Raw genomic sequence first — 21,405 nt, 5'->3', positions numbered from 1 at the left:
GGATCGCGTTTATGCGTCGCGCTCGCCGTGGGCGGGAGACGGATGCCACCCACCCCCGCCCCGACACGGCAAGGGCCCCGGATGCCATGGCATCCGGGGCCCCTCTCCGAACGAAAGGCTCAGCCCAACAGCGGCACCGCGCCCACCAGCACGCCGACGGCGAGCATCACGAGCGACACGATCGTCGCGCGCCACAGCACCTTCTTGTGGTGGTCGCCGAGGTTGACGCCCGCGAGCGAGACGAGCAGCAGGATCGCGGGGACCAGCGGGCTCTGCAGGTGGACGGGCTGGCCCGTGATCGACGCGCGGGCCATCTCGACCGGCGCGATGCCGTAGTTCGCGGCGCTCTCGGCGAGCACGGGAAGGATGCCGAAGTAGAACGCGTCGTTCGACATGAAGAACGTGAACGGGATCGACAGGACGCCCGTGATGACGGCGAGGAACGGCCCCATAGACGACGGGATCACCTCGGTGATCCACGACGCCATCGCGGTCACCATGCCGGTGCCGTTCAGCACGCCCACGAGGACGCCGGCGGCGAGGACCATCGACACGACCCCCACGATGCTGGGCGCGTGGGCGACGATTTCGTCGGCCTGTCCGCGCAGCTTCGGGAAGTTCACGATGAGGGCGAGCGCCGCACCGACCATGAACACGAACGCGAGCGGGAAGATGTCCATCACCAGAAGCACCATCACCGCGACGGTCAGCGCGAGGTTGAACCAGATGAGCTTCGGGCGGAGGGTGGCGCGGTGCGGGTCGAGCATCGTGTCGGCCATCGCGGTGTCGGCGGTGTCGACCAGCTGGGTCGCGGCGACGGCGTCGCGGCCCCCGCGGACGGTGACGATGTTGCCGGTGCGCAGCGACGCGACGGCGCCGGGCTTGGGCTCCGCTCCGCGGAACAGCTTCGGGGCGCCGAGACGACCGAAGCCACCGGGGGCGTCGAGCTTGGACGTGTCGACGACGCCCGCGAGACGCTTGCGCTCGGCGAGGCCCAGGAACCACGCGAAGGCGAGCGAGACGACGAGACCCGCGGCGAGCGAGGGGATCATCGGCACGAAGACGTCCGTGGGCTGCAGTCCCAGCGCGGTCGCGGCGCGGACGGTCGGGCCGCCCCAGGGGACGATGTTCATCGTGCCGTTCATCAGGCCCGCGACACAGGTGAGCACGACGGGGCTCATCCCCAGGCGCAAATAGAGCGGCAGCATCGCCGAGGTCGTGATGATGAAGGTGGTCGAGCCGTCGCCGTCGAGCGAGACGGCGCCGGCGAGGATCGCCGTGCCGAGCACGATCTTGGCCGGGTCGTCGCCCAGCACGCGCGTGATCACGCGGATCAGCGGGTCGAACAGGCCGACATCGATCATGATGCCGAAGTACATGATCGCGAACATCAGCAGGGCCGCCGTGGGCGCCATCTTGCTGATCGCGTCGATCACCATGTCGCCGAGTCCGAGGCCGGCCCCCGCGATCAGGCCGAAGATCGTCGGGACGACGATGAGGGCGACCATGGGGGTGAGACGCCGGGTCATGATCAGCGCCATGAACGACAGGACCATGAGGAAGCCGAGGGCGACGAGCACGCCGTCGGCGGGCGTGTAGGCCACCGCGTACTCTTCGGCTTCGGCCGCAAGGATCAGGGGGGTCATCGCGACTCCTTCGTCGGGACGGGCGCGTCTCTCGCGCTCTCGATGCGGCGACCCTACGGATGCCGAGACCTCGACCGCGCGCTTGCTCGCATTGCGCGGGGTTATGCGCGTACCGTGTGTTCTGCGCATTTCGCGCACGCCGTCGCGGTCACCGCCGCGCGCGACGACGCCGAACCCGGAGGTCCCCATGCGGTTCGCCACCCGGATGCTCGTCGTGCAGATCGCGACCCAGATCGCCGTCGTCGCGGTGTGCACCGCGGTGTTCGCCTGGCTCGGCGTGCAACAGCTCAAGGCCGAGGCCGATTCGTCGGCGCTCAACATCGCCCGCGCGGTCGCCGAGGCCCCCGAGGTACGTGACCTCGTCGCCCGGTACTCCGCCGACCCGGGGACTCCGGATGCCGCCTCCCTCCGCGACGGCTCGCTCCAGCACTACGCCGCCGACGTCACCCAGCGCACGCGCGGCCTGTTCGTGGTGATCACCGACGACCACGGCATCCGTCTGGCCCACCCCGACCCGGACCGCCTCGGCCAGGTCGTCAGCACGAGTTTCGCGGACGCACTCGCGGGCCGCGAGGTCGTCACGTGGGAGACCGGAACGCTCGGCGAGTCCGCGCGCGCGAAAGTCCCGGTGTACGCGCCCGACGGGGGCGCTCCGGTCGGTGAGGTGAGCGTCGGATTCGAACGCGCGAGCGTCTTCGACGACCTGCCCGCGCTGATCGCCGGGATCGCGGTGGCCGTGGCGCTCGCCGTCGCGATCGGGGCGCTCGTCGCGCTGCTCATGCGCCGCCGACTCGAGCGCCTCACTCTCGGCGTCCAGCCCGAGGAGCTCGTCGCCCTCGTGCAGACCCAGACCGCCGTTCTCGAGGGAGCCGACGAGGGCGTCCTCGCGATCGACGAGACGGGGGTCGTGCGGGTGTGCACCCTCACCGCCGAGCGCCTCCTCGGGATCACGGATGCCGGCGGCCGCCCCCTCTCCGACCTCGATCTCGCGCCGGCCGTCGCCGCGGCCCTCGCCGGTGACGGTGCGAGTACGGGGCTGCCGGTCGCAGGGCGGGTGGTGTTCATCGACGTACGCCCGGTGCGCCGCGGCGCTCGCGCGCTCGGCCGGGTCGCGGTGCTGCGCGACCGCACCGACGTCGCCGCGCTGTCGGGGCGGCTCGACAGCGTCCGCGCGATGGGCGACGCCCTCCGCGTGCAGCGGCACGAGAACGCCAACCGCCTGCACGCGGCGGTGGGCCTGCTCGACGCCGGCCGCACGGTCGAGGCACGCGCGTTCCTCGCCGACCTCGTCGACCGCGGCTCGGTGGACTGGGCCGTCCCGGGAATCGACCTCGTGGGCGACGCGATGCTGCAATCGTTCCTCGGTGCGAAGGCGCTCGCCGCGCGCGAACGGGGAGTGGTTCTGCGCGTCTCCGACGACACCTATCTCCGCGGCACCGTCGACGACGTGGAAGACGTCGTGGCGGTGCTGGGCAACCTCGTCGACAACGCCGTGACCGCCACGGCATCCGGTCCCGAACCCCGCGAGGTCGAGGTCGCCGTGCTCGGCGACGGCGACGCGATCGTGCTCACGGTGGCCGACACCGGGGGCGGGATCGCCGACGTCGACGCCGCCTTCGCCCCGCGCGAGCGCGACGACGACCCCGCGGCGGTGCACGGCCTCGGTATCGGCCTGCCGCTCTCGCGCGAGTTCGCGCGGCGCCGGGGCGGGGACGTGTGGGTCGTCGATCCGGGCGGTGACGGGCACGGTGCCGTCGTGGCCGCCCGCCTGCCCGGAGTCCTGCGAGGAGAGAGCGAATGACCGGTATCCGTGTCCTCGTCGTCGACGACGACTTCCGCGTCGCGGGACTGCACCGTGACGCCGTCGCCGCGCGCCCCGGCTTCGTCGCGCTCGAGCCCGCGCGCACGGTCGGCGAGGCCCGCGCCGCCCTCGCCGCGCACCGCCCCGATCTGCTGGTCGCCGACGTGTACCTGCCCGATGGTGACGGCGTGGAGCTCGTCCGCTCGGCCGGGATCGACGCCTTCGTCCTCTCGGCGGCGACGGATGCCGAGACCGTCCGGCGTGCATTCACCGCCGGGGCGCTCGCTTACCTCGTGAAGCCCTTCGACACGCGCGTGCTCGCGGAGCGGCTCGACCGTTACGCGCGGTACCGCAATCTGCTGACCAGCTCACGGCCGCTGTCTCAGGACGACATCGACCGCGCGGCATCCGTGATGCGCGGGGAGCGCGAGGGGCCGTCGCTCGCGCGCTCGGCCACCGAGCAGACGGTCCTCGCCGCTCTCGGCGCGGACGAGGCCTCGGCGACCGAGGTGGCCGAGCGCATCGGCGTCTCGCGCGCGACCGCGCAACGACACCTGACCGCTCTCGCCGAGCGGGGGCTCGTGCAGGTGAGCCTCCGGTACGGCTCGACGGGTCGTCCCGAGCACCGGTTCCGCGCCGGCGCCTGACCCGCGCGCCCCGACGCAGGCGTGTCCCACTTTGTGCAGCTCAGCGGCGCCGATATCGCACATTTGGGACATGCCCCCGGGTGGCAGCGTGTCGCTGACGAACGCGTGTCCCACTTTGTGCAGCTCAGCGGCGCCGATATCGCACATTTTGGGACACGCCGCCGTGCGGCAGCACGCCGCCGGGTCACGCCTCCAGCACGACCCACCCGCGCGGCCCGAGCTCGACGCGCCCGTCCGTCGGCCACCCCTCGCCGGCCACGGGGGTCAGCCCGTCCGCCACCGGCAGCGACACCGGGTCGTCGCCCACGTTCAGCGCGACGACGACCGCGTCATCGCCGACCGCCGTCCGCAGGGCGAGAGCGGTGTTGGCGACCTCGATCACGTCGGTGTGCGCCCGCCACAGCCAGGGCTTCCGCCGCCGCAGCGCGATGAGCGCGCGGTGGGCCTGCAGAATGCGCTCGTCGCCCCGCGCCTCCCCGGGGGTCGAGGGGAACGCGGGTCGCACCGCGTCGTCGCCCCCGACGCGTTCCTCCTTCACTCCCGTCCACCCGAACTCGTCGCCCGCGTAGACCGAGGGTGTCCCGGCGACCGTGAACAGCACCGCGAGGGCGTGCGGCACGAGGTCGCGACCCACGGCCGAGGCGATCCGCGTGACGTCGTGGTTCCCGACGAACGTCTGCGGCACGAAGGTCCGCAGCATCTCGTCGTGCCGCTCGATCGCGTGGCGCAGCTCGAACAGGTTGCGGTCCGCGATGCCGTGCCAGATCCCCTGCCACAGCTCGTACTGCGTGAGCGAGTCCATCGTCGACTCCCGCACGATCGCCGGACCGTCGCCGTGGATCACCTCGCCGAGGAACCACGCCTCCGGGAAGCGCTCGCGCACGCGGGGGAGCACCTCGGCCCAGAACGACGACGGCACCGCGTAGGCGGCATCCAATCTCCAGCCGTCGATACCGCGCTCGAGCCAGTGGCACATGACCTCGGCGACGAGGTCGACCACGGCGGGGGAGGAGTGATCCAGCGCGACGAGCGCATCGTGCCCCTCGAACACGTCGGCCTCGAACCGTCCGCCGACCCAACGTCCGCGGAACAGGCTCGGCCCGTTCTCGGTCAGGTCGCGGAAAGCCGCGTGACCGCGCCCAACATGATTGAACACGCCGTCGAGCAGGATCCGGATGCCACGCTCCCGCGCCGCCGCGACCAGTCGGTCGAAGTCCCCGTCATCGCCCAGCCGAGGGTCGATGCGGAAGTGATCGACGGTGTCGTAGCCGTGCGTCTCGGAGGCGAACACCGGACCCAGCAACAGGCCGTTCAGCCCCAGCTCGATGACGTGATCGAGCCACGGCTCGAGGCGGTCCAGCCGGTGCACCGGCGCGGCATCCGGACCCTCGTTCTCGCGGATCGGGGCGTCGACGAAGCCCAGCGGATAGACGTGCCACCAGATCACGTGTTCGGGCCACGAGGGCATCCGGTCTCCTCTCGATCGGGGGGCGAGGCTCCCGACGCTATCCCGAGGGTCCGACACGGCGAGGGGGCTTGTCAGCGTCTGCGCTCGACCGAACCCACCCGTGCCCACAGGGCCGCCACTTGCGCCCGGCTCTCGACGTCGAGCTTGGTCAGCACCCGCCCGACGTGCGTCTTGACCGTGGGGAGCGAGAGGAAGAGTTCGGCCGCGATATCGGCGTTCGACGCCCCGCGCGCGAGGGCGGTGGCCACTTCTCGCTCGCGTGGGGTCAGCGACGCGAGGGCCTCCTGCTCCAGGGCCGTCGGCAGGCGGGCGTGGTCGGCGGCGAGCCGCATGACCTGGTCGAGTACGCCCGGGGCGAGCACCGGGCGACCGGATGCCGCTGCGCGCACCGCCGCGACGAGGTCGGCGGGAGGCGCGTCCTTGAGCAGGAACCCGCGTGCTCCCGCACGCAGCGCCCGTACGACGTCCTCATCGGCGTCGAAGGTCGTCAGCACGATGATCGCGCGGGAAGGGTCGATGGCCACCTCGCGCGCGGTCGCGGCGAGGCCGTCGCAGCGCGGCATCCGGATGTCCATGAGGACGACATCGGGCTGATGCCGGGCGATGACCGCTTCGGCTTCGAGGCCGTCCGACGCTTCGCCGATCACGCGGATGCCGCGATCGGTACCCAGCACGAGCCGGAGCCCCGCGCGCACCTGCGGATCGTCGTCGACCACGACGACCGAGACGTTCGCGCCGCCGGTCATGCCGGACTCCACGGCAAGTCCACGTGCACACGGTGCTCGGCCGGCCCCGCGGTGACGACCGCAGTTCCGCCTACCGCTCGCGCTCGCTCTTCGATGCCCACCAGCCCGAAGCCTCGCGGTCCGGAGGGTGGGTTCGAGACGGGATTGGCGACGTCGATCTCGAGGCGCTTCCCCTCGACCCCGGCGAGGTGAAGCGTCACCGGTGCGCCGGGCGCGTGCCGACGGGCGTTGGTCAGGCACTCCTGGACGATCCGGTACGCGTGTCGACCGATCGCCGGATCGAGCGTTGGGAGAGCGACGTCGATTCGCGCATCGACGCCGCTCTCCGCGGCGAGCAGCTCGTCGAGGTCGGCCAGCGTCGGCTGCGGGCGGTCCGCGTCGGCGGCGTCCGGGTCGCGAACGACGGCCAGGATGCCACGCAGCTCGCCGAGCGCGCCGCGCGCGTTCTCGTGCACGGTCTCGACGGCCTCCGCACGCTCGAGGTCGTCGAGATCATCGCGGTAGCGCAGGGCGCTCGCGTGCATCGCGGTGAGCGACAGGCGATGGGCGAGGACGTCGTGCATCTCCCGCGCGATGCGGGTGCGTTCGTGGTCGCGCGCGGCGGCTTCGCGCAGACGCTGCTCCTCCTCGACGAGCAGTGCTCTCTCGCGCAGCGACACGACCAGGGCGCGTCGCGCACCGATCGAGACGCCCACCGCGACGGTCGCCGCGAGCACGACGACGAGGATGGCGAGGAGCAGAGCGACTTCGCCAAGGGGTGCGGGCCGGCCGAGCAGATCGAAACCGCTCAGTCCGACCGCCGCGACCCCGGCGATCCAGACCGATACCGCGAGGGCGATCTCACCGGGGCGACGACGCGTGGCGAGCGACGCCAGCGCCAGGAGGGCCGCGGGCGCCGCGAGAGACGACACGGCGCCGCAGAGGGCGAGCGCGACCGCGACGATGAGCGGTGCGCTCCGACGGAAGGGCACGACGATGAGAGCCGCGACGCCCACCGCGAGGTCGAGAGCGACGAGCCCGCCGAAGCGGAGCGAGTCGGCGTCCGCGCCGAGGTCGATGCTGAAGCCGACGTTGATGACGAGGAAGAGCACGCCCGCGGCGGTCACCGCGGCGAGGCGCCCGGTTTCGCCCCAGAGAGAGCGGCGGGGAGAGGATGAAGTGGTCATGTGCGCGAGCCTAGGAAGTCGATTCGCTCGCCCGGATCGTCCGAAGGTCGCACCCTCACGCCCGCGCCCGGTCCTCGGGCAGCGCGAACGCCTCGAGATCGAGCGCGCGAGCGCGCGCCGACTCGACGGCGGCGGAGACGGCCCCGATCGACACGATGTCGGCCCCGAGCGTCGAGGCCACGATCCGCGGGGCGGGAAGGTGCAGGGAATCCGGGAACGACTCGATCGCCGCCGCGATGATCGGGTCCGCTCCGGCGGCGATCGCGCCCGACACCACCACTCGCTCCACGTCGAAGAGGCTGCCGAAGATCGCGGCCACCCCGGCGAGCGCCGGGCCGACCGCGCGTGCCGCGGCGAGGGCGCCGGCATCACCCGCGGCCGCCAGATCCAGCACGGTCTTGGCGTCGATGCTCTCCGGATCGATCCCGCGCAACGCGCTGTCGACCGGAAGGGTCCCGGATGCCAGGGCCGCCCGCGCCGCGTCCACGCACCGCGGGGCGAGGCCCCACGCGCTGCCGACACCCTCGACCTGGTCGAAGGCCACGGTCTCGCCGGCCCCTCCGTGCGCGCCGCGGAGGAGGTGGCCGTCGACGCTGATCCCCGCGCCGAACCTCTCTCCGGCGAGCAGGGCGACGAAGTCGTCGCACCCGACGGCCGCGCCGCGCGTGCGCTCGGCCACGGCGGCCAGGGTGGCATCGTTCTCGACGCGCACGACGGGCGCCCACGCGGCGAACGTGTCGACGAAGTCGGGGTTCATCCGCGCCCAGAAGCCGTCGTGGTGCACGGGGGAGCGCCCCGCCCGGTCGACCGGCGCGGGCACGCCGATGCACAGCGCGACGAGGTCGTCGCGCGAGCGCCGCGCGCGCGTGAGGGCCGCGTCGACCGTCGCCTCGGCGGCGCGGCGGCGCCGCTCGGGTGAGTCGAGCTCGGGGTCGACGGTGAGCCGCGAGGTCGCGAGGGTCGTGCCACGGAGGTCGGCGACGGTCGCGATGAGGTGACCGCGTCCCGCGTCGACCCCGACCACGAGTCCTGCGCTCGGTTGGAAGGCGAAGCGGCGGGCGGGACGCCCCTTCGAGTACTCGCCGACCGCGCGGGCGTTGGGCATCTCCGCGAGGAGCCCTCGTGCGGTCAGCTCGTCGAGCACGTCGATTGCCGTCGAGCGCGTCAGACCGACCGCGGCGATCACATCGCTGGCGGTGAAGGCGTCCTCGTCCCAGACACGGGTCAACACCGCGTCGAGGTTGTGGCGGCGCAGCGACGGCGTCGTCGTCATGGCATCCATCGGCTCTCTTGACCCCCCCTGAGTTCTCCTGCAATACTGCCTGCATCACATTGATTTGGCGAGTAGATTTACTCGCCGACACAACATATTCGCAGCGCAGCGGAGGAGGCAGCTGGTGTCGACGAAGACGAGGGCCGGGCGACGATGGGTCGCCGCGACCGCGGTGGGGGTGCTGGGGGCTGCGATGCTCGCCGGGTGCTCCGCCGACGGTCGCGAGACGATCCGCTTCACCTTCAGCAAGCGTGAGGCGCTGTCGTTCATGAACGACGTCGTCGCCGAGTACAACGCTTCTCAAGACAAGGTGCGCGTCGAGATGGACAGCTCCGGCGTCGACGTCGTGTCGGCGAGCTTCGTCCGCGGCAACCCGCCCGACATCATGCTCGCCAACTACAACTACGAGACCGCCCGCTTCGTCCAGCGGTGCGCGCTGAGCGATCTCTCGGGCACGACGGCCGCGAGCACGGTGCGCGACGACCTGCAGCCCCTCATGGACCAGTACGGCTCCTGCGAAGGGCGTACCAGCGCGCTGCCCTACTCGGTCATGGCGGCCTCGGTCATCTACAACAAGCAGATCTTCGACCAGTACGGACTCGAGGTTCCGACCACGTGGGACGAGCTGCTCCAGGTTTCCGACACGCTGAAGGCCAATGGCGTGACGCCCTTCTACGGCACCTTCAAAGACGACTGGACCGTCGGACAGGGCTGGTACGACTACTCCGTCGGCGGATCGCTCGACGTCATCGACTTCTTCGACGCGCTCGCCGCCGAGGGCGACGAGGTCGGGCCGCAGTCGGCGGTGTCGTTCGCGAAGGACTTCAGCGAGCCGATGGACCGCATGCTCGAGCTCGCTCGGGACTACACGAACCCGGATGCCGAGAGCCGGGCGTACGGCGACGGCAACCTCGCGTTCGCCCAGGGGCAGGCGGCCATGTACCTGCAGGGTCCGTGGGCGCTCGGAGAGATCGCCAAGACCTCGCCCGACCTGCCCGTCGGCACCTTCCCGCTGCCCATGACCGATGACCCGGCTGACCTGAAGGTCCGCGTCAACATGGACCTCGCGGCCATCATCCCCGAAGCGTCCCGGCACAAGGACGCCGCGCGCGACTTCCTCGAGTACCTGTATCAGCCCGAGGTGATCGAGGCGTACAACGAGTCGCAGCTCGGCTTCGCGCCCACGAAGGACGCTCCCGCACCGAGCGACCCCCGCGTCGCCGGAATGATCCCCTACTACGACGAGGGACGTGTCTACCAGGGCGCCTCGGTGCTCGTGCCCAAGACCATCCCGGTCTTCAACTACGCGCAGGCGATGCTGTTCGGCGCCTCCCCGCGGGCCACTCTGAACACCCTCGACCAGGACTGGTCGCGGCTCGCCTTCCGCCAGCCGCCGGCCTCGACGAACGACGCATCCGGCGAGGAGGCCGCGCGATGAGCACCACCACCACGATCGTGACCGGCGGGAAGGCGACCGCGCGTCGCAGCACCCGCCGGGTCGAGCCGATCTACTACTTCTTCCTTCTGCCGACGCTCGTGCTGTTCACGCTGGCGATCACGGTGCCCGGGATCATCGGCATCTTCTTCAGCTTCACCGACTCCATCGGACTCGGCGAGTGGAACTTCACCGGGCTGACGAACTACATCGCCATCTTCAGCGACCCGGCGATCCTGCAGAGCTACCTCTTCACCTTCGGGTTCTCGGTCGCCACCGTCATCGTCGTCAACGTCGCGGCGTTCCTGCTCGCGGTGGGGCTGACCGCGCAGATCCGCTTCAAGAAGGCGCTGCGCACGGTCTTCGTCATCCCGATGGTGATCTCGGGCATCATCATCGCCTACGTCTTCAACTTCCTCTTCAGCAACTCCGTCCCGCAGGCCGGAGCCTCGCTCGGCATCCCGTGGCTCGAGACGAGCCTGCTCGCCAATCCCGATCTGGCGTGGGTCGCGATCGTCATCGTCACCGCGTGGCAGGCGATCCCCGGCACGCTGCTGATCTACATCGCGGGACTGCTGTCGGTGCCCGGCGACGTCTACGAGGCCGCCGGCCTCGACGGGGCGAGCAAGACCCAGCAGCTCCTTCGCATCACGCTGCCGCTCGTGGCCGGATATGTCGTCATCAACGTCATCCTCGGCTTCAAAGGCTTCCTCAATGCCTACGACATCATCGTGGGTCTCACCGGTGGTGGGCCGGGCACCGCGACCCGCAGCGTCGCGATGTCGATCATCCTCGGCTTCAACGGCGGCGACTACGCCTACCAGATGGCCAACGCGGCGCTCTTCTTCGTCGTGGCCGTCGTCATCTCGCTCCTCCAGCTCTCCCTGACCCGGGGAAGGAACACCCTGTCATGACCGCTCTCAATCAGCCCGCGCTCGCCTTCGAGCAGGCAGAGCTCACCGTCCCGGCGAAGCAGCGGACCCGTCCCCGCATCCGTCGCGTCGGCGCCGAGCGCATCAACTGGTCGGCGACGACCATCCTCGTGCTCTGCTCGCTGACCGTGCTGCTGCCGCTGTACGTGACCATCTCGATGGCGCTGAAGAGCGGGACGCAGGTCGTCGATGGCAACGCCTTCTCGTTCCCCTCGCCGATCAGCTTCGACGGGTTCGTCCAGGCGTGGACCCTGACGAAGTTCCCCGTGGGGCTCGCGGTCTCCCTCCTGGTCACCGCCGGCACGGTCGCGGCGACGATCATCCTCGCGGCCTTCGCCTCGTACGCGATCGCCCGTAACTGGGACCGGAAGCTCTTCCGGTACTCGTTCTTCTACCTGCTCGCGGCGATGTTCATCCCGTTCCCCGTGGTGGCGCTCCCGCAGATCCAGCTCACCGGCCGGGTCGGTCTCGACAACCCGGTCGGCGTGATCATCCTCGCCACGATGTTCCAGTTGAGCTTCAGCGTGCTTCTGTTCACGGCGTTCCTGCGCTCGATCCCGCTCGAGCTCGAAGAGAGCGCGCGCATCGACGGCGCCACCACCTGGCAGACGTTCTGGCGGCTCATCTTCCCGCTGCTCGCGCCGATGAGCGCCACCGTCGGCATCTTCGCGTTCCTCTACGCCTGGAACGACTTCATGATGCCCTCGCTCATCATCAGCGATCCGGCCCTGCAGACCCTGCCGGTGCGCCAGAACCTGTTCCAGACGCAGTTCAGCAACAACTACAACGTCGCCTTCGCCTCCTACCTCATGGCCATGGCTCCCGCGATCGTCGCCTACCTGTTCACCCAGCGATGGGTGATGGCCGGCGTCACGCAGGGCGCCGTCAAGGGCTGACACCCACCCCCGACCTTTCGAAAGGATCCCGTACGTGACCACCACCGCTCCCTCCGCCCAGACTCGCGAGCTCTCCGAGACTCCCGACTGGTGGCGCCAGGCCGTCGTCTACCAGGTCTACCCGCGCAGCTTCGCCGACACCGACGGTGACGGCCTGGGCGACATCAAGGGCATCACGTCCCGCGTGCCGTACCTCGCCGAGCTGGGGGTGGATGCCGTCTGGCTCAGCCCCTTCTACCCCTCCGACCTCGCCGACGGCGGCTACGACGTCGCCGACTATCGGGACGTCGACCCCAAGCTCGGCACCCTGGCCGACATGGACGAGCTCATCGAGCGACTCCACGCCCACGGCATCCGGATCGTCGTCGACATCGTGCCGAACCACACCTCGGACAAGCACGCGTGGTTCCAGGAGGCGCTCGCCGCAGGACGAGGCTCCGCGGCACGCGAGCGCTACATCTTCCGCGAGGGCACCGGCGTCGAAGGCGCCGAGCCGCCGACCGACTGGGAGTCGCTGTTCGGCGGGTCGGCGTGGGAGCGCGTGGAGGACGGGCAGTGGTACCTGCACAACTTCGACGTCTCGCAGCCCGATCTCAACTGGGACAACCGCGAAGTGCGCGACGACTTCCTCACCACCCTCCGGTTCTGGAGCGACCGCGGTGTCGACGGCTTCCGCATCGACGTCGCGCACATGCTGACCAAAGACCTCACCGAGCCGCTGCCCTCGCGCGCCGAGCTCGAGGCGCTGCCCTTCGACGGGAAGCACCCGCTGATCGACCGCGACGACGTGCACGAGGTCTACGCCGAGTGGCGCGCCGTGTTCAACTCCTACGACCCGCCGCGCACGGCCGTCGCCGAGGCGTGGGTGCACCCCTCTCGGGTGCCGCTGTACGCCAGCGCCGAGAGCCTGGGCCAGGCGTTCAACTTCGACCTGCTCGAGGCCGACTTCGACCCCGCGCAGTTCCGCCGGATCGTCGCCGACAACCTCGCGCTCGCCGCGGAGTCGGGCTCGTCGACCACGTGGGTGCTGTCGAACCACGACGTCGTGCGCCACGCCACGCGTTATGGACTCCCGGATGCCGAGCGCGGCGCCGACGGTCGCCCCACGCTCAAGCACGGCAACGAATGGCTGCTCTCCGGTGGCCAGTCGCCCGCCCTCGACACCGCGCGCGGTGAGCGCCGGGCCCGCGCCGCGGCGACCTTCGTGCTGGGCCTGCCGGGCTCGGCGTACCTGTACCAGGGGGAGGAGCTGGGCCTGCACGAGGTGGCCGACATCCCCGACGCCGATCGCCAGGACCCGACGTTCTTCCGCAGCCCCGGGATCGACCAGGGGCGGGACGGATGCCGCGTGCCCCTGCCCTGGACCGAGGACGGTCCCGCGTTCGGCTTCGGTGCGAACGGCGCGCACCTGCCGCAGCCGGAATGGTTCGGCGCGTACGCGGTCGACCTCCAGGACGGCGACCCGGCCTCGACCCTGTCGCTGTACCGCCGCGCGCTCGACCTGCGCCACGAGCTGCAGACCGACGAGCAGCTCGAGTGGATCGACACCGGCCGTGACGACGTGGTGGCGTTCGAGCGCCCGAACGGATGGACGGTCGTGACCAACTTCGGCACCGAGCCGGCCCCTCTCCCCGCGGGCGAGATCGTGCTGTCGAGCACCGCGCTCGAGGGCGACGCGCTCCCCGCCGAGACGACGGTCTGGCTCCGCCGCGCCTGACGGCCCGACCCGCCCGACCACGCAAGCCCCGGCGCTGCTCGCGCCGGGGCTTCCGCGGTCGTCCGTGGGGTCGCGCAACCCTGCTTCTCCGCACCGCGCCTGCGCCCCGTCCCGCCGGCCGCGCCCGTCGAGTGTCCAAAACACCCGGGCGATTTTCGCGAGCGTCCGGGTGTCTTGGACACTCAGCGGAACCGCGCCCCGCCAGCCTGCGCCCCGTCCCGCGGAGCGCTACGCGCGACGCTCAGCCCACCCGCGTCCAGCCGTCACCCCGGCGCTCGATCGCGCCGGCCGCGGCGAACGCGTCGAGCCACCCGCCCATCGGCCACTCGCCCCACCGCTCGTGGAACGTCGCGCCGTTGCGCAGGATGTCGTCGAGATGCTGCCACGGGGGAGACGACACCGGATGCCACTGGTGGAACGCATCCGCCCCGCCGATCCAGCGCATCTCGACGCCTCGTTCGCGCGCCGTCCACGCGAGGTCGGTGTCCTCGGCACCGTACCCCTCGTAGCCGGGGTGGAAACCTCCGATCCGTCCCCAGGTCGCGGGCGTCGCCGCGAACGACAGTGACCAGAACAGGTCGTACTCGGCGGAGGTCGCCGCGCGCGCTTGACCGAGAGGAAGCGCCGGTCGCGCGCGGTGCGGGCGCCGGAGAAACGGCAGGTCGGAGGCGCTTCCCGGGCGCTGCACGCTCGCGAGGTAGGTCACCGGGCCGGAGAGGAGGGCGGCCGGATCCGTCCGCGCTGCCGCCCGGTACGCGGGCAGCAGATCCGGACCCGGCAGGCAGTCCACGTCGAGGAAGACGAGCAGCTCGGCTCCCGCGTCGATCGCCCGCTCGGCGGCACGGTTCCGTCCCTCGCCGACCCTGATTCCTCGGGGTCCGGGCGGCACGTGCAGCGTGTGGGTCCCGGCATCCCGGATGCCATCCGGCAACGTCTCGTCGAGCCAGGCCTCCACCCGCACGATGTCGTCGGCCACCTCGGCGAGCACCCGTCGTTGACGCTCGAGATGCTCGCGCCTGGCCGCGGAGGCGACCGTGATGACAGCGGTCCTCACGGCAGGATCCCTTCCACGGCCGCGGCCATTCGCTTCGCGGCCCCCGAGGCCTGCCAGCGCGTCCAATCGGGGGTGTCGCCCCCGGCTTGCTCGATGACCGCGGCCAGGTCAGAGGCCGAGATCGTGTCATCCACGGTCCGGGCGAGTCCCCACCTCTCGAGAGCGTCCGCGGTGGCCCGCTGTTCGTCGAAGGGGCGGTCCTGAGCGATCACGACGGCTCGAGCCCCGGAGGCCGCGAGGTCGGCGACACTGTTCTGCCCGGCCGCGCTCACGATCACTGTGCTCCGACAGAGCAGGGGCCACGGATCGTCGACGCGGGAGTGGTCGTCGTGTCCTATGGAGCGGACATCCCATCCGCCGGCCGAGAGCCGGGTGGTCAGCTCGGCGTGCACGGCGGGGTCGAGGACGCGTCCGAGGAAGAGAACCGCCCGTGGCTCGCGGGCGTTGTCGTGCGTGCGCGCGTCGAATCGCGAGATCCCCCCGGTCCAGACGAGGCGATCGGCATGCGCCGTGAGGCCGGGGGTCGGGACCGCGCCGTGCGGCCACGGCGCCACGATGCGATCCGCCAGGCGGTAGGCGAGGGCATGCGGGGCGTCGGTCCGCGCCCCCGGCTGGGTCACCGCGACGGTGCGCAGGCCCAGGAGGCGAGCGAGAGCGACCACCTCGGCACTCACGTCGACGACGAAGGCGCCGAGGTGTCGCTCGGCGGCGACCCGGGCGATCGTCGCCAGCCGTTCCCGATGACCCGGGTGATCGTGCGGCGCCCAGTGCAGCGCCCCGCGTGCCGTCGGATCGGCGCTGCGCGGATCGAGCACGGTACCGTCCGCGGTCTCGACGGCATCGGCATCCGCGGGCAGCTTCACCCATTCGACCGCGGGGTCGAGTCCGGACGGTCGCGCCGACGACGAGAACGCCACGACGGGAACCCGCAGGTGCGGCTGCACGGCGAGGAACCGGGCGACGTGCCCGAATCCGTGGTGGTGGACGTACCAGCCGATCACCACGACACCGCCGGCGCGCGTCGCGCGGCGACGGGCTGTGCGGTGTGCGACAGCACGCGCTCCACTTCCCGGTAGCGCTGCGCGAGAGAGTGCTGGCGCACCGCGGCCCGCCGCGTCCATACCCGGGTGAGGGGCTCACGCGCTCCCCGGGCGGCGAGCTCGGCGGCGGCCTTCCCGAGCGCGACGACGTCGCCGGGGGTGACGGTCGCCGATCCCGGCATCCCCGCGAGGACCTCCGAGACCCCGCCGATGTCGAACGCGGCGACGGGGGTTCCGGTGGCCAGTGCTTCGGCGATCACCAACCCGAAAGGCTCTTCCCACATCGGCGTCACGAGGGCGACCGCCGACGACCCGACCAGGCGGCACAGATCGGGCTGGCGCAGCGGCCCGACGTAGCGCGCGTGCGGTCCGAGCCGGGGCACGACCTCCTGCTCGAAATAGTCGACGTCGCCGATCCGCCCGGCCAGCACGAGGTGCGCCCCGACGGCGCGCGCCGCTTCGATCGCCAGGTGAGGGGCCTTTTCCGGCACCACGCGACCCGACCACACCCACGAGGGTCCGCCGTCGCCGCGCGTCCACTGCTCGGTGTCGATGCCGTTCGGGAACACGAACGCGTCCACCCCCTCCACCGACCACGCGCGTGCGGTCGCTTGGCTGACGGCGACGAAGCGGTGAGGGCTGTCACGCACCTGCCCGGCCGCTTCGAGCAGCGGTTCGAGGGGAGGGGTGTGCAGGGTCGTGACGACCGGGATCTCGGCCTCTCGACTCCACCGGATCGGCGCCGGATGAAGGCTGTGATTATCGACGACGTCGTAAAGGTGGCGGTCGGCGATCAGCCGATCGCGCGCGGCCTCGAAGGCCGCATCGACCGCCCCGGCGTAGCCGAGGGGGTAGTCCGTATCCGACGACTCCTCGGGGCGTGTCCACGCGGGCGTCGGCAGGCGGAACTCGGGTACGTCGCCGAGGTAGTCCGATCCGTCCGCCGCGCACAGCGTGACGTCGTGGCCTCGCGTGCGCAACCACCGCACCCGGTCCCAGACGCACGCCTCCAGCCCGCCGGCGTGCGGCTGGCGAAGCGGATAGCGCGACGGCGCGACGACGAGGACGCGCAGCGGACGCGCCGCGCGGTTCATGCGGCGTCCGTCGTCTGCAGAGCCCGGCGGTAGATCTCCACGTGGGCGGCGCGCACGCGATCGCGCTCGACGAACCGCTCGGTTCGCCGCCGCGCGACCTCCGCTGCTCTCCGCGGCGATCCCGGTGTCGACCACGCCGGAGCGGTGGCGTCCGTGATCGCCCGCGCGAGCGAGACCGGTTCCCCCACGGTGAACGCGTGGAAGTCGTCCGGGTGTTGCGCCGAGATGTGACCGACGCGCGTGCCGATCACCGGTACCGCGAGGTCGAAGCACAGCTCCGCCCACCCCGACTGCGTGCCGTGCCGGTACGGCAGCAGACACGCGTCGAGGGCGGCGAGCCAGCTCGAGAGCGCGTCGTCGTCGAGACGGTCGCCGCGCTCCAACGTCACGCCGTCCGCCTCCGCGGCGAGTCGGTCGATGGATGCCGCCGCCTCCGCGTCGCGGACGCGCTCGTTCACCCGTACCACGGCCTCGACGCGCGCGCCTTCGGCGCGGAGGTCGGCGATCGCCCGCACCAGGGTTGCCACGGTGCCCACCCCGTCGATGTTCGGTCGCAGGTCGCGCAGGTGCACGCCCACCCGGGTCGTCGCGTGGGGCGTACCGATGGGCGGGTCCTCCGCGCCGAGCAGCGTCGGGTGCGGGACGACGGTCGTCGACCGGCCGTACACGCGGCGCACCTCGGCGTCGGCGGATTCGGTCAAGGTGATCAGCTGGTCCGCCGCGGCGGTCAGGACGGCAAGTGATGCGCGATGGGCGTCCTGCGATGCGAGCTGGGGGTTCTCCAGGTCGTGGACGGTGTACACGAGCGGACGCCGGACCCGCCGCAGCGCGGCTACGGTCTCTGCGAGGTCGTCCGGGCTGTACGACTCGATCCCGAAGTGCAGGTGCACGAGATCGAACTCCGCCGCGTGTGCTTCCAGCCAGGCCGGGAGCAGAACCTGCGGCGGCCACCACTGGCCCTCGGGCGCACCGGGGACCGCGGGGTCGCCGAGCAGGTCCACCGCTCGGCGGTCCGTGACGGCGTCCACGTACGGATGCGAGGACGGCACGGCGGCCACCCGGATCGGGGGGATGGTGGGGGCGTCGATTCTTTCTCCTCCTCGTGCAGTGGACTTCGTCGGTGCGCGTACCGCATCGACGGAGACATCGCAATGCAACGGGGCGGTTGGGACGACGACGGCACCGACGGATACGTTCACAGCATGAGCGGCGACGAGGGTGGCGAGACGAGCCTTGCGGACCACGGCGGGACGGTGATAGCGCGCCGTCGCCACTACGCGGAGTTCTTCGGCGAGGCCCCGCTCCCGGCCCGCTTCGGCGTGGTCGTCGGCAACTGCCAGGCCGAGTCCCTGCGCCTCGTGATCGCTTCCGAGGCGCTCCCCGCCATCCGGATTCCGGCCGTGCACGAGCTCACCGCAACCGACGCCGCGCGCCTGCATGACGTGCTCGCACGGGCCTCGTTCCTCGTCGCACAGCCGGTCCGTGACGATTACCGGGGCCTCCCTCTCGGTACCGCGCAGCTGCGCGCGTCTCTCCCGAGCGATGCCCGCGTGGTCCTCGTCCCCTCGATCCGCTACGCGGGCCTGCACCCGTTCCAGGCCGTGCTGCGCGTGCCCGGATTCGAGTCCGATCCGCCGCTGGTGGCCTACCACGACGTGCGACTGCTGGCCGAGGCTGCGGGCCTTCCGGTCGCCCGCGAGCTGCCGGCGGAGTCCGTCCGCGAAGTCGCCGCAGACTCGATCGCCGAGCTGCGACGGCGTGAGGCGCTCGGCCTCGACGTCGCGGCATCCGACCTGTTCACCCCCGTCGTCGCCGACCTCGCCCGCACGGTCAACCACCCCGGCAACGCCGTCTTCCTCCCTCTCGGCGAGCGGGTGGTCGCGGCCCTCGGCGAGTCCGGACGAGCGGTCGATCCCGGGCGTCCGATCCTCGCCGGGGTGCGCGCCCCGCTCGAGGAGTGGGTGGTCGATACCTGGAACCTGGATACCGAGCCCCAGCCCGACTGGACCGTCGAGGGCGAGATCCTCCCCACCGCGACCGTGTCCGAGGCCCACCGCGCCTGGTACGCCGAGCGGCCGGAGTTCGTCGCCGCTGCCGTCACGCGCATTGCCCCGCTCCTGCACCGCTGGCGGGCGGCGTGACGGCCCCGGTCCTCCTCGTCCACCCCGGCCCCCACGGGGTCGCGGTTTACGGGCGTGACCTCGCCGAGGCGCTGACGGATCTCGGGGCCGATCCTCGGGTGATCGACCCGGTGGCGATTTCATCCCTCACCCCGGGTACCCCTGTTCACGCCCAGATCACCGACCGGCTGTGGGGAACGTCGCCCGAGCACGCGACCGAGCACGTCCTGGCGCTGGCCGCCCGTCATCCGCTGACCGTGACCCTGCACGACGTTCCGCAAGCCTCGGATGGGGAGCGCAACCGGCCCCGCAGGCGAGCGTTCTACGCGGCGGTCGCCCGAGCGGCACGGGCGATCGCGGTCAACAGCGAGCATGAGCGCGCGTTGCTCGATGAAGAGGGCGTGTGGAGCGGGCCCGTCGCCGTGGTGCCGCTTCCCGTCACCGCGCACACGCTGTCGACCCGTCCCCGACTCGACGACGCCGTGGGGGTTCTGGGGTACTTCTACCCGGGCAAGGGACACGACGAAGCGCTCGCCGCGACCGTCGCGGCGGGACTGCCCCGGCTTCGCGTACTCGGGCGAGCATCTGACGGTCACGCCGACGAACTCGACGCCTTCGTCCGGCGCGCCCGCGATCTCGGGGTGAGGACCGAGGTCACAGGCTGGCTCGACGAAGCCGAGATGGCGGTGCAGGCGCGCACGGTCGCGGTTCCGGTGATCGCCCATCGGCACGTCTCGGCGTCCGGGTCGCTGGCGTCGTGGATCGGCTGGGGCCGTCGACCCGTCGCGGTCCGGAACCGCTACATCGACGAGATGTCCGCGCTGCGTCCGGGCACACTGCGCTCCGTCGAACCGGAGGCCCTGCCGGGTGCGATTCGTGAGGCTGTCGACGACCCGTCCTCGACCTGGCACGGCGTCGACCCCATCCCGTTCGACCGGGCCGAAGCCGCCCGCGCGTACCTCCGGTGGTGGGCCGAGGTGCTCTCATGAGCACACCCGGGTGGGTGGTCGGCAACCGATGGGACGACATCGCGGACATGCCGTCACGCCTCGCGCGGGTGAGCGTCATCGTGACGCACTACGACCAGCAGGCCGAACTCGACCGGACGCTCCTCGCGCTCTCGCGTCAGGACTATCCCGCGCACCTCGTCGAGATCGTCGTCGCCGACGACGGCTCTCCCTCCGCGCCGATCGTGCCCCCGGGCGTCCGGGTCGTGAGCCAGCCGGACCTCGGTTTCCGCGCAGCCGCCGCGCGGAACCGTGGCGTGGCCGCCAGTACGGGCGAGGTCCTGTGCTTCCTCGACGCCGATACGGCCCCCGAGCCGGGGTACGTCCGAGCGATGACGCGCCTGCCCGCGCTTCTGCCCGAGGCGGTCACGGTCGGGCGACGCCGGCACGCCGCCCTCGCGGGGGTGGACCCGTCCGCGCCGATCGCCGAGATCGCTCCGACCGTCGAGCTGTCCGAGCCGCAGTGGCTTCTCGACGCGTACGCCCGAACCGAGAACCTCCGGCTCTCCGACGACCGTTGCTACCGGTACATCATCGGTGCCGTCATGGCTTGCTCGCGCGTGATGTTCGACGACGTCGGAGGATTCGACGAGAGCTTCTCGTCGTATGGCGGCGAGGACTGGGAATGGGCGCATCGCGCCTGGCAGGCGGGTGCCGTCTTCGCGCACATCCCGGATGCCGTCGCCTGGCACGACGGACCCGAGTGGGCCGAACGAACGGGCGTCGATCGTGCCCGCGAGGGCAACGCGCAGACGCTCTTACTCGCCGACCTGATCCCGGTCGACGGATCCTCCGGTCGCGGCCTGTTGCCCAGTACCCCCGACCTCGCGATCCACCTGGACGGAGAGTTCGCGTCGGCAGCGACCTTCCTGTGCGTCGACTCGGTCCTGGAGGCGTTTCCTCGTGCAACGGTGATCCTGGATGCCGCCCCCGCCGTGCCAGTCCTGACGACCGACCCGCGGCTCGTGGTGGGGAACGTCCCCGACGCTCGCGTGGTGCTCCGGCTGACACAGCCCGTCGTCATTCTCGACGCCGACGAACTGCGCGAGCGACTCGCGATGCTCGGCCAGGGAGACGAGGGACGTCTCATCGTCCGGTCTGCGGACGGGACGGCCATCGGCGAGGCGGCCTCCCGTCGGGCGCGGCGCCGTGAGGAGCGATGGCACGGAGCGGTCGGGTTCACGACGGGCACCGTCGTGACGAACGGAGTCCTTCCCGTGGGTGACGAGCCGCACCTCGAGTCGTGGGTGGGCCGATGGGGCGGCGCCGAGCGCTGGACGTGAAATCCGCGGATTTCCGCGGTTTCGGGGGTGCGACACGCCCGGGCGGTGGTGTGGATTGGACGAGTGCGCGGGATCCGCGT

Annotated in this window: 18 protein-coding genes; 9 read left to right on the top strand and 9 right to left on the bottom strand. The window is 71.5% G+C overall.

Translation table 11 applies throughout. From position 1 onward, the window contains the following. Positions 1-119: 119 nt before the first annotated feature. Positions 120-1,646, bottom strand: coding sequence for a CitMHS family transporter (locus tag ACMW4R_RS00090; RefSeq protein WP_058630147.1), 1,527 nt, complete (start codon positions 1,644-1,646; stop codon positions 120-122). A gap of 187 nt (positions 1,647-1,833) precedes the next feature. On the opposite strand from ACMW4R_RS00090, the gene ACMW4R_RS00085 reads away from it, so the two are divergent. Then, positions 1,834-3,447, top strand: a complete 1,614-nt coding sequence (locus tag ACMW4R_RS00085; protein ID WP_418298771.1) for an ATP-binding protein — start codon at positions 1,834-1,836, stop codon at positions 3,445-3,447. Continuing rightward, the gene (locus tag ACMW4R_RS00080; RefSeq protein WP_058597299.1) at positions 3,444-4,094 is read left to right on the top strand and encodes a response regulator; all 651 of its coding nucleotides are present in this window, start codon (positions 3,444-3,446) and stop codon (positions 4,092-4,094) included. The genes ACMW4R_RS00085 and ACMW4R_RS00080 overlap by 4 nt, the downstream gene beginning before the upstream one ends. Positions 4,095-4,278: 184 nt before the next feature. Here ACMW4R_RS00080 and ACMW4R_RS00075 read toward each other — a convergent pair whose 3' ends face one another. The 4 genes from ACMW4R_RS00075 to ACMW4R_RS00060 all read right to left on the bottom strand — a co-directional run bounded on the left by ACMW4R_RS00075 (position 4,279) and on the right by ACMW4R_RS00060 (position 8,756). Then, entirely contained in the window at positions 4,279-5,562 is a 1,284-nt protein-coding gene (locus ACMW4R_RS00075) for an alpha-amylase family glycosyl hydrolase (protein WP_418298770.1), read from the bottom strand. A gap of 71 nt (positions 5,563-5,633) precedes the next feature. After that, complete coding sequence (locus ACMW4R_RS00070) at positions 5,634-6,308, bottom strand: response regulator (RefSeq protein WP_418298769.1); 675 nt, start codon at positions 6,306-6,308, stop codon at positions 5,634-5,636. After that, positions 6,305-7,474, bottom strand: coding sequence for a sensor histidine kinase (locus tag ACMW4R_RS00065; protein WP_418298768.1), 1,170 nt, complete (start codon positions 7,472-7,474; stop codon positions 6,305-6,307). Before ACMW4R_RS00065 ends, ACMW4R_RS00070 begins: the two co-directional genes overlap by 4 nt. A 55-nt stretch (positions 7,475-7,529) precedes the next feature. Continuing rightward, positions 7,530-8,756: an ROK family protein gene (locus ACMW4R_RS00060; RefSeq protein WP_418298767.1), complete on the bottom strand. Its 1,227-nt coding sequence runs from the start codon at positions 8,754-8,756 to the stop codon at positions 7,530-7,532. A gap of 112 nt (positions 8,757-8,868) precedes the next feature. Here ACMW4R_RS00060 and ACMW4R_RS00055 point away from each other — a divergent pair, with 112 nt between their 5' ends. Genes ACMW4R_RS00055 through ACMW4R_RS00040 form a run of 4 tightly spaced genes read left to right on the top strand, consistent with a single transcriptional unit; the run spans position 8,869 to position 13,727 of the window. After that, a complete protein-coding gene (locus ACMW4R_RS00055; protein WP_418299876.1) occupies positions 8,869-10,185 on the top strand; it encodes an ABC transporter substrate-binding protein in 1,317 nt (438 codons plus the stop codon). Beyond that, the gene (locus tag ACMW4R_RS00050; RefSeq protein ID WP_058627907.1) at positions 10,182-11,096 is read left to right on the top strand and encodes a carbohydrate ABC transporter permease; all 915 of its coding nucleotides are present in this window, start codon (positions 10,182-10,184) and stop codon (positions 11,094-11,096) included. The genes ACMW4R_RS00055 and ACMW4R_RS00050 overlap by 4 nt, the downstream gene beginning before the upstream one ends. Next, on the top strand, positions 11,093-12,010 hold the full coding sequence (locus tag ACMW4R_RS00045; RefSeq protein ID WP_058628356.1) for a carbohydrate ABC transporter permease: 918 nt from the start codon (positions 11,093-11,095) through the stop codon (positions 12,008-12,010). Before ACMW4R_RS00050 ends, ACMW4R_RS00045 begins: the two co-directional genes overlap by 4 nt. 34 nt (positions 12,011-12,044) lie before the next feature. Next, complete coding sequence (locus ACMW4R_RS00040; protein WP_418298766.1) at positions 12,045-13,727, top strand: alpha-amylase family glycosyl hydrolase; 1,683 nt, start codon at positions 12,045-12,047, stop codon at positions 13,725-13,727. Between the two features lie 241 nt (positions 13,728-13,968). Here ACMW4R_RS00040 and ACMW4R_RS00035 read toward each other — a convergent pair whose 3' ends face one another. From ACMW4R_RS00035 to ACMW4R_RS00020, 4 genes are read right to left on the bottom strand one after another with little or no spacing between them, the layout of a single operon-like run. Beyond that, entirely contained in the window at positions 13,969-14,781 is an 813-nt protein-coding gene (locus ACMW4R_RS00035; protein WP_418298765.1) for a glycosyltransferase family 2 protein, read from the bottom strand. After that, the gene (locus ACMW4R_RS00030) at positions 14,778-15,785 is read right to left on the bottom strand and encodes a glycosyltransferase (protein WP_058597308.1); all 1,008 of its coding nucleotides are present in this window, start codon (positions 15,783-15,785) and stop codon (positions 14,778-14,780) included. Before ACMW4R_RS00030 ends, ACMW4R_RS00035 begins: the two co-directional genes overlap by 4 nt. Then, a complete protein-coding gene (locus ACMW4R_RS00025; protein WP_058597309.1) occupies positions 15,779-16,915 on the bottom strand; it encodes a glycosyltransferase in 1,137 nt (378 codons plus the stop codon). Before ACMW4R_RS00025 ends, ACMW4R_RS00030 begins: the two co-directional genes overlap by 7 nt. Then, a complete protein-coding gene (locus ACMW4R_RS00020) occupies positions 16,912-17,943 on the bottom strand; it encodes a glycosyltransferase (RefSeq protein WP_418298764.1) in 1,032 nt (343 codons plus the stop codon). Before ACMW4R_RS00020 ends, ACMW4R_RS00025 begins: the two co-directional genes overlap by 4 nt. Before the next feature lie 174 nt (positions 17,944-18,117). On the opposite strand from ACMW4R_RS00020, the gene ACMW4R_RS00015 reads away from it, so the two are divergent. Genes ACMW4R_RS00015 through ACMW4R_RS00005 form a run of 3 tightly spaced genes read left to right on the top strand, consistent with a single transcriptional unit; the run spans position 18,118 to position 21,325 of the window. Further along, entirely contained in the window at positions 18,118-19,056 is a 939-nt protein-coding gene (locus tag ACMW4R_RS00015; protein WP_418298763.1) for a WcbI family polysaccharide biosynthesis putative acetyltransferase, read from the top strand. Continuing rightward, positions 19,053-20,024 carry a hypothetical protein gene (locus ACMW4R_RS00010; protein ID WP_058597311.1) on the top strand — a complete coding sequence of 324 codons (972 nt, stop codon included), beginning with the start codon at positions 19,053-19,055 and terminating at the stop codon, positions 20,022-20,024. The genes ACMW4R_RS00015 and ACMW4R_RS00010 overlap by 4 nt, the downstream gene beginning before the upstream one ends. Continuing rightward, a complete protein-coding gene (locus ACMW4R_RS00005; RefSeq protein WP_058597312.1) occupies positions 20,021-21,325 on the top strand; it encodes a glycosyltransferase family 2 protein in 1,305 nt (434 codons plus the stop codon). The genes ACMW4R_RS00010 and ACMW4R_RS00005 overlap by 4 nt, the downstream gene beginning before the upstream one ends. Positions 21,326-21,405: the final 80 nt, after the last annotated feature.

Origin of the sequence: Microbacterium sp. S1037 (assembly GCF_048381605.1) — a bacterium.
In the GTDB taxonomy this organism is placed as follows: domain Bacteria; phylum Actinomycetota; class Actinomycetes; order Actinomycetales; family Microbacteriaceae; genus Microbacterium; species Microbacterium testaceum_B.
Note: the sequence above shows the minus strand (reverse complement) of the source record. Positions and strands in the feature narration are given on the sequence as shown.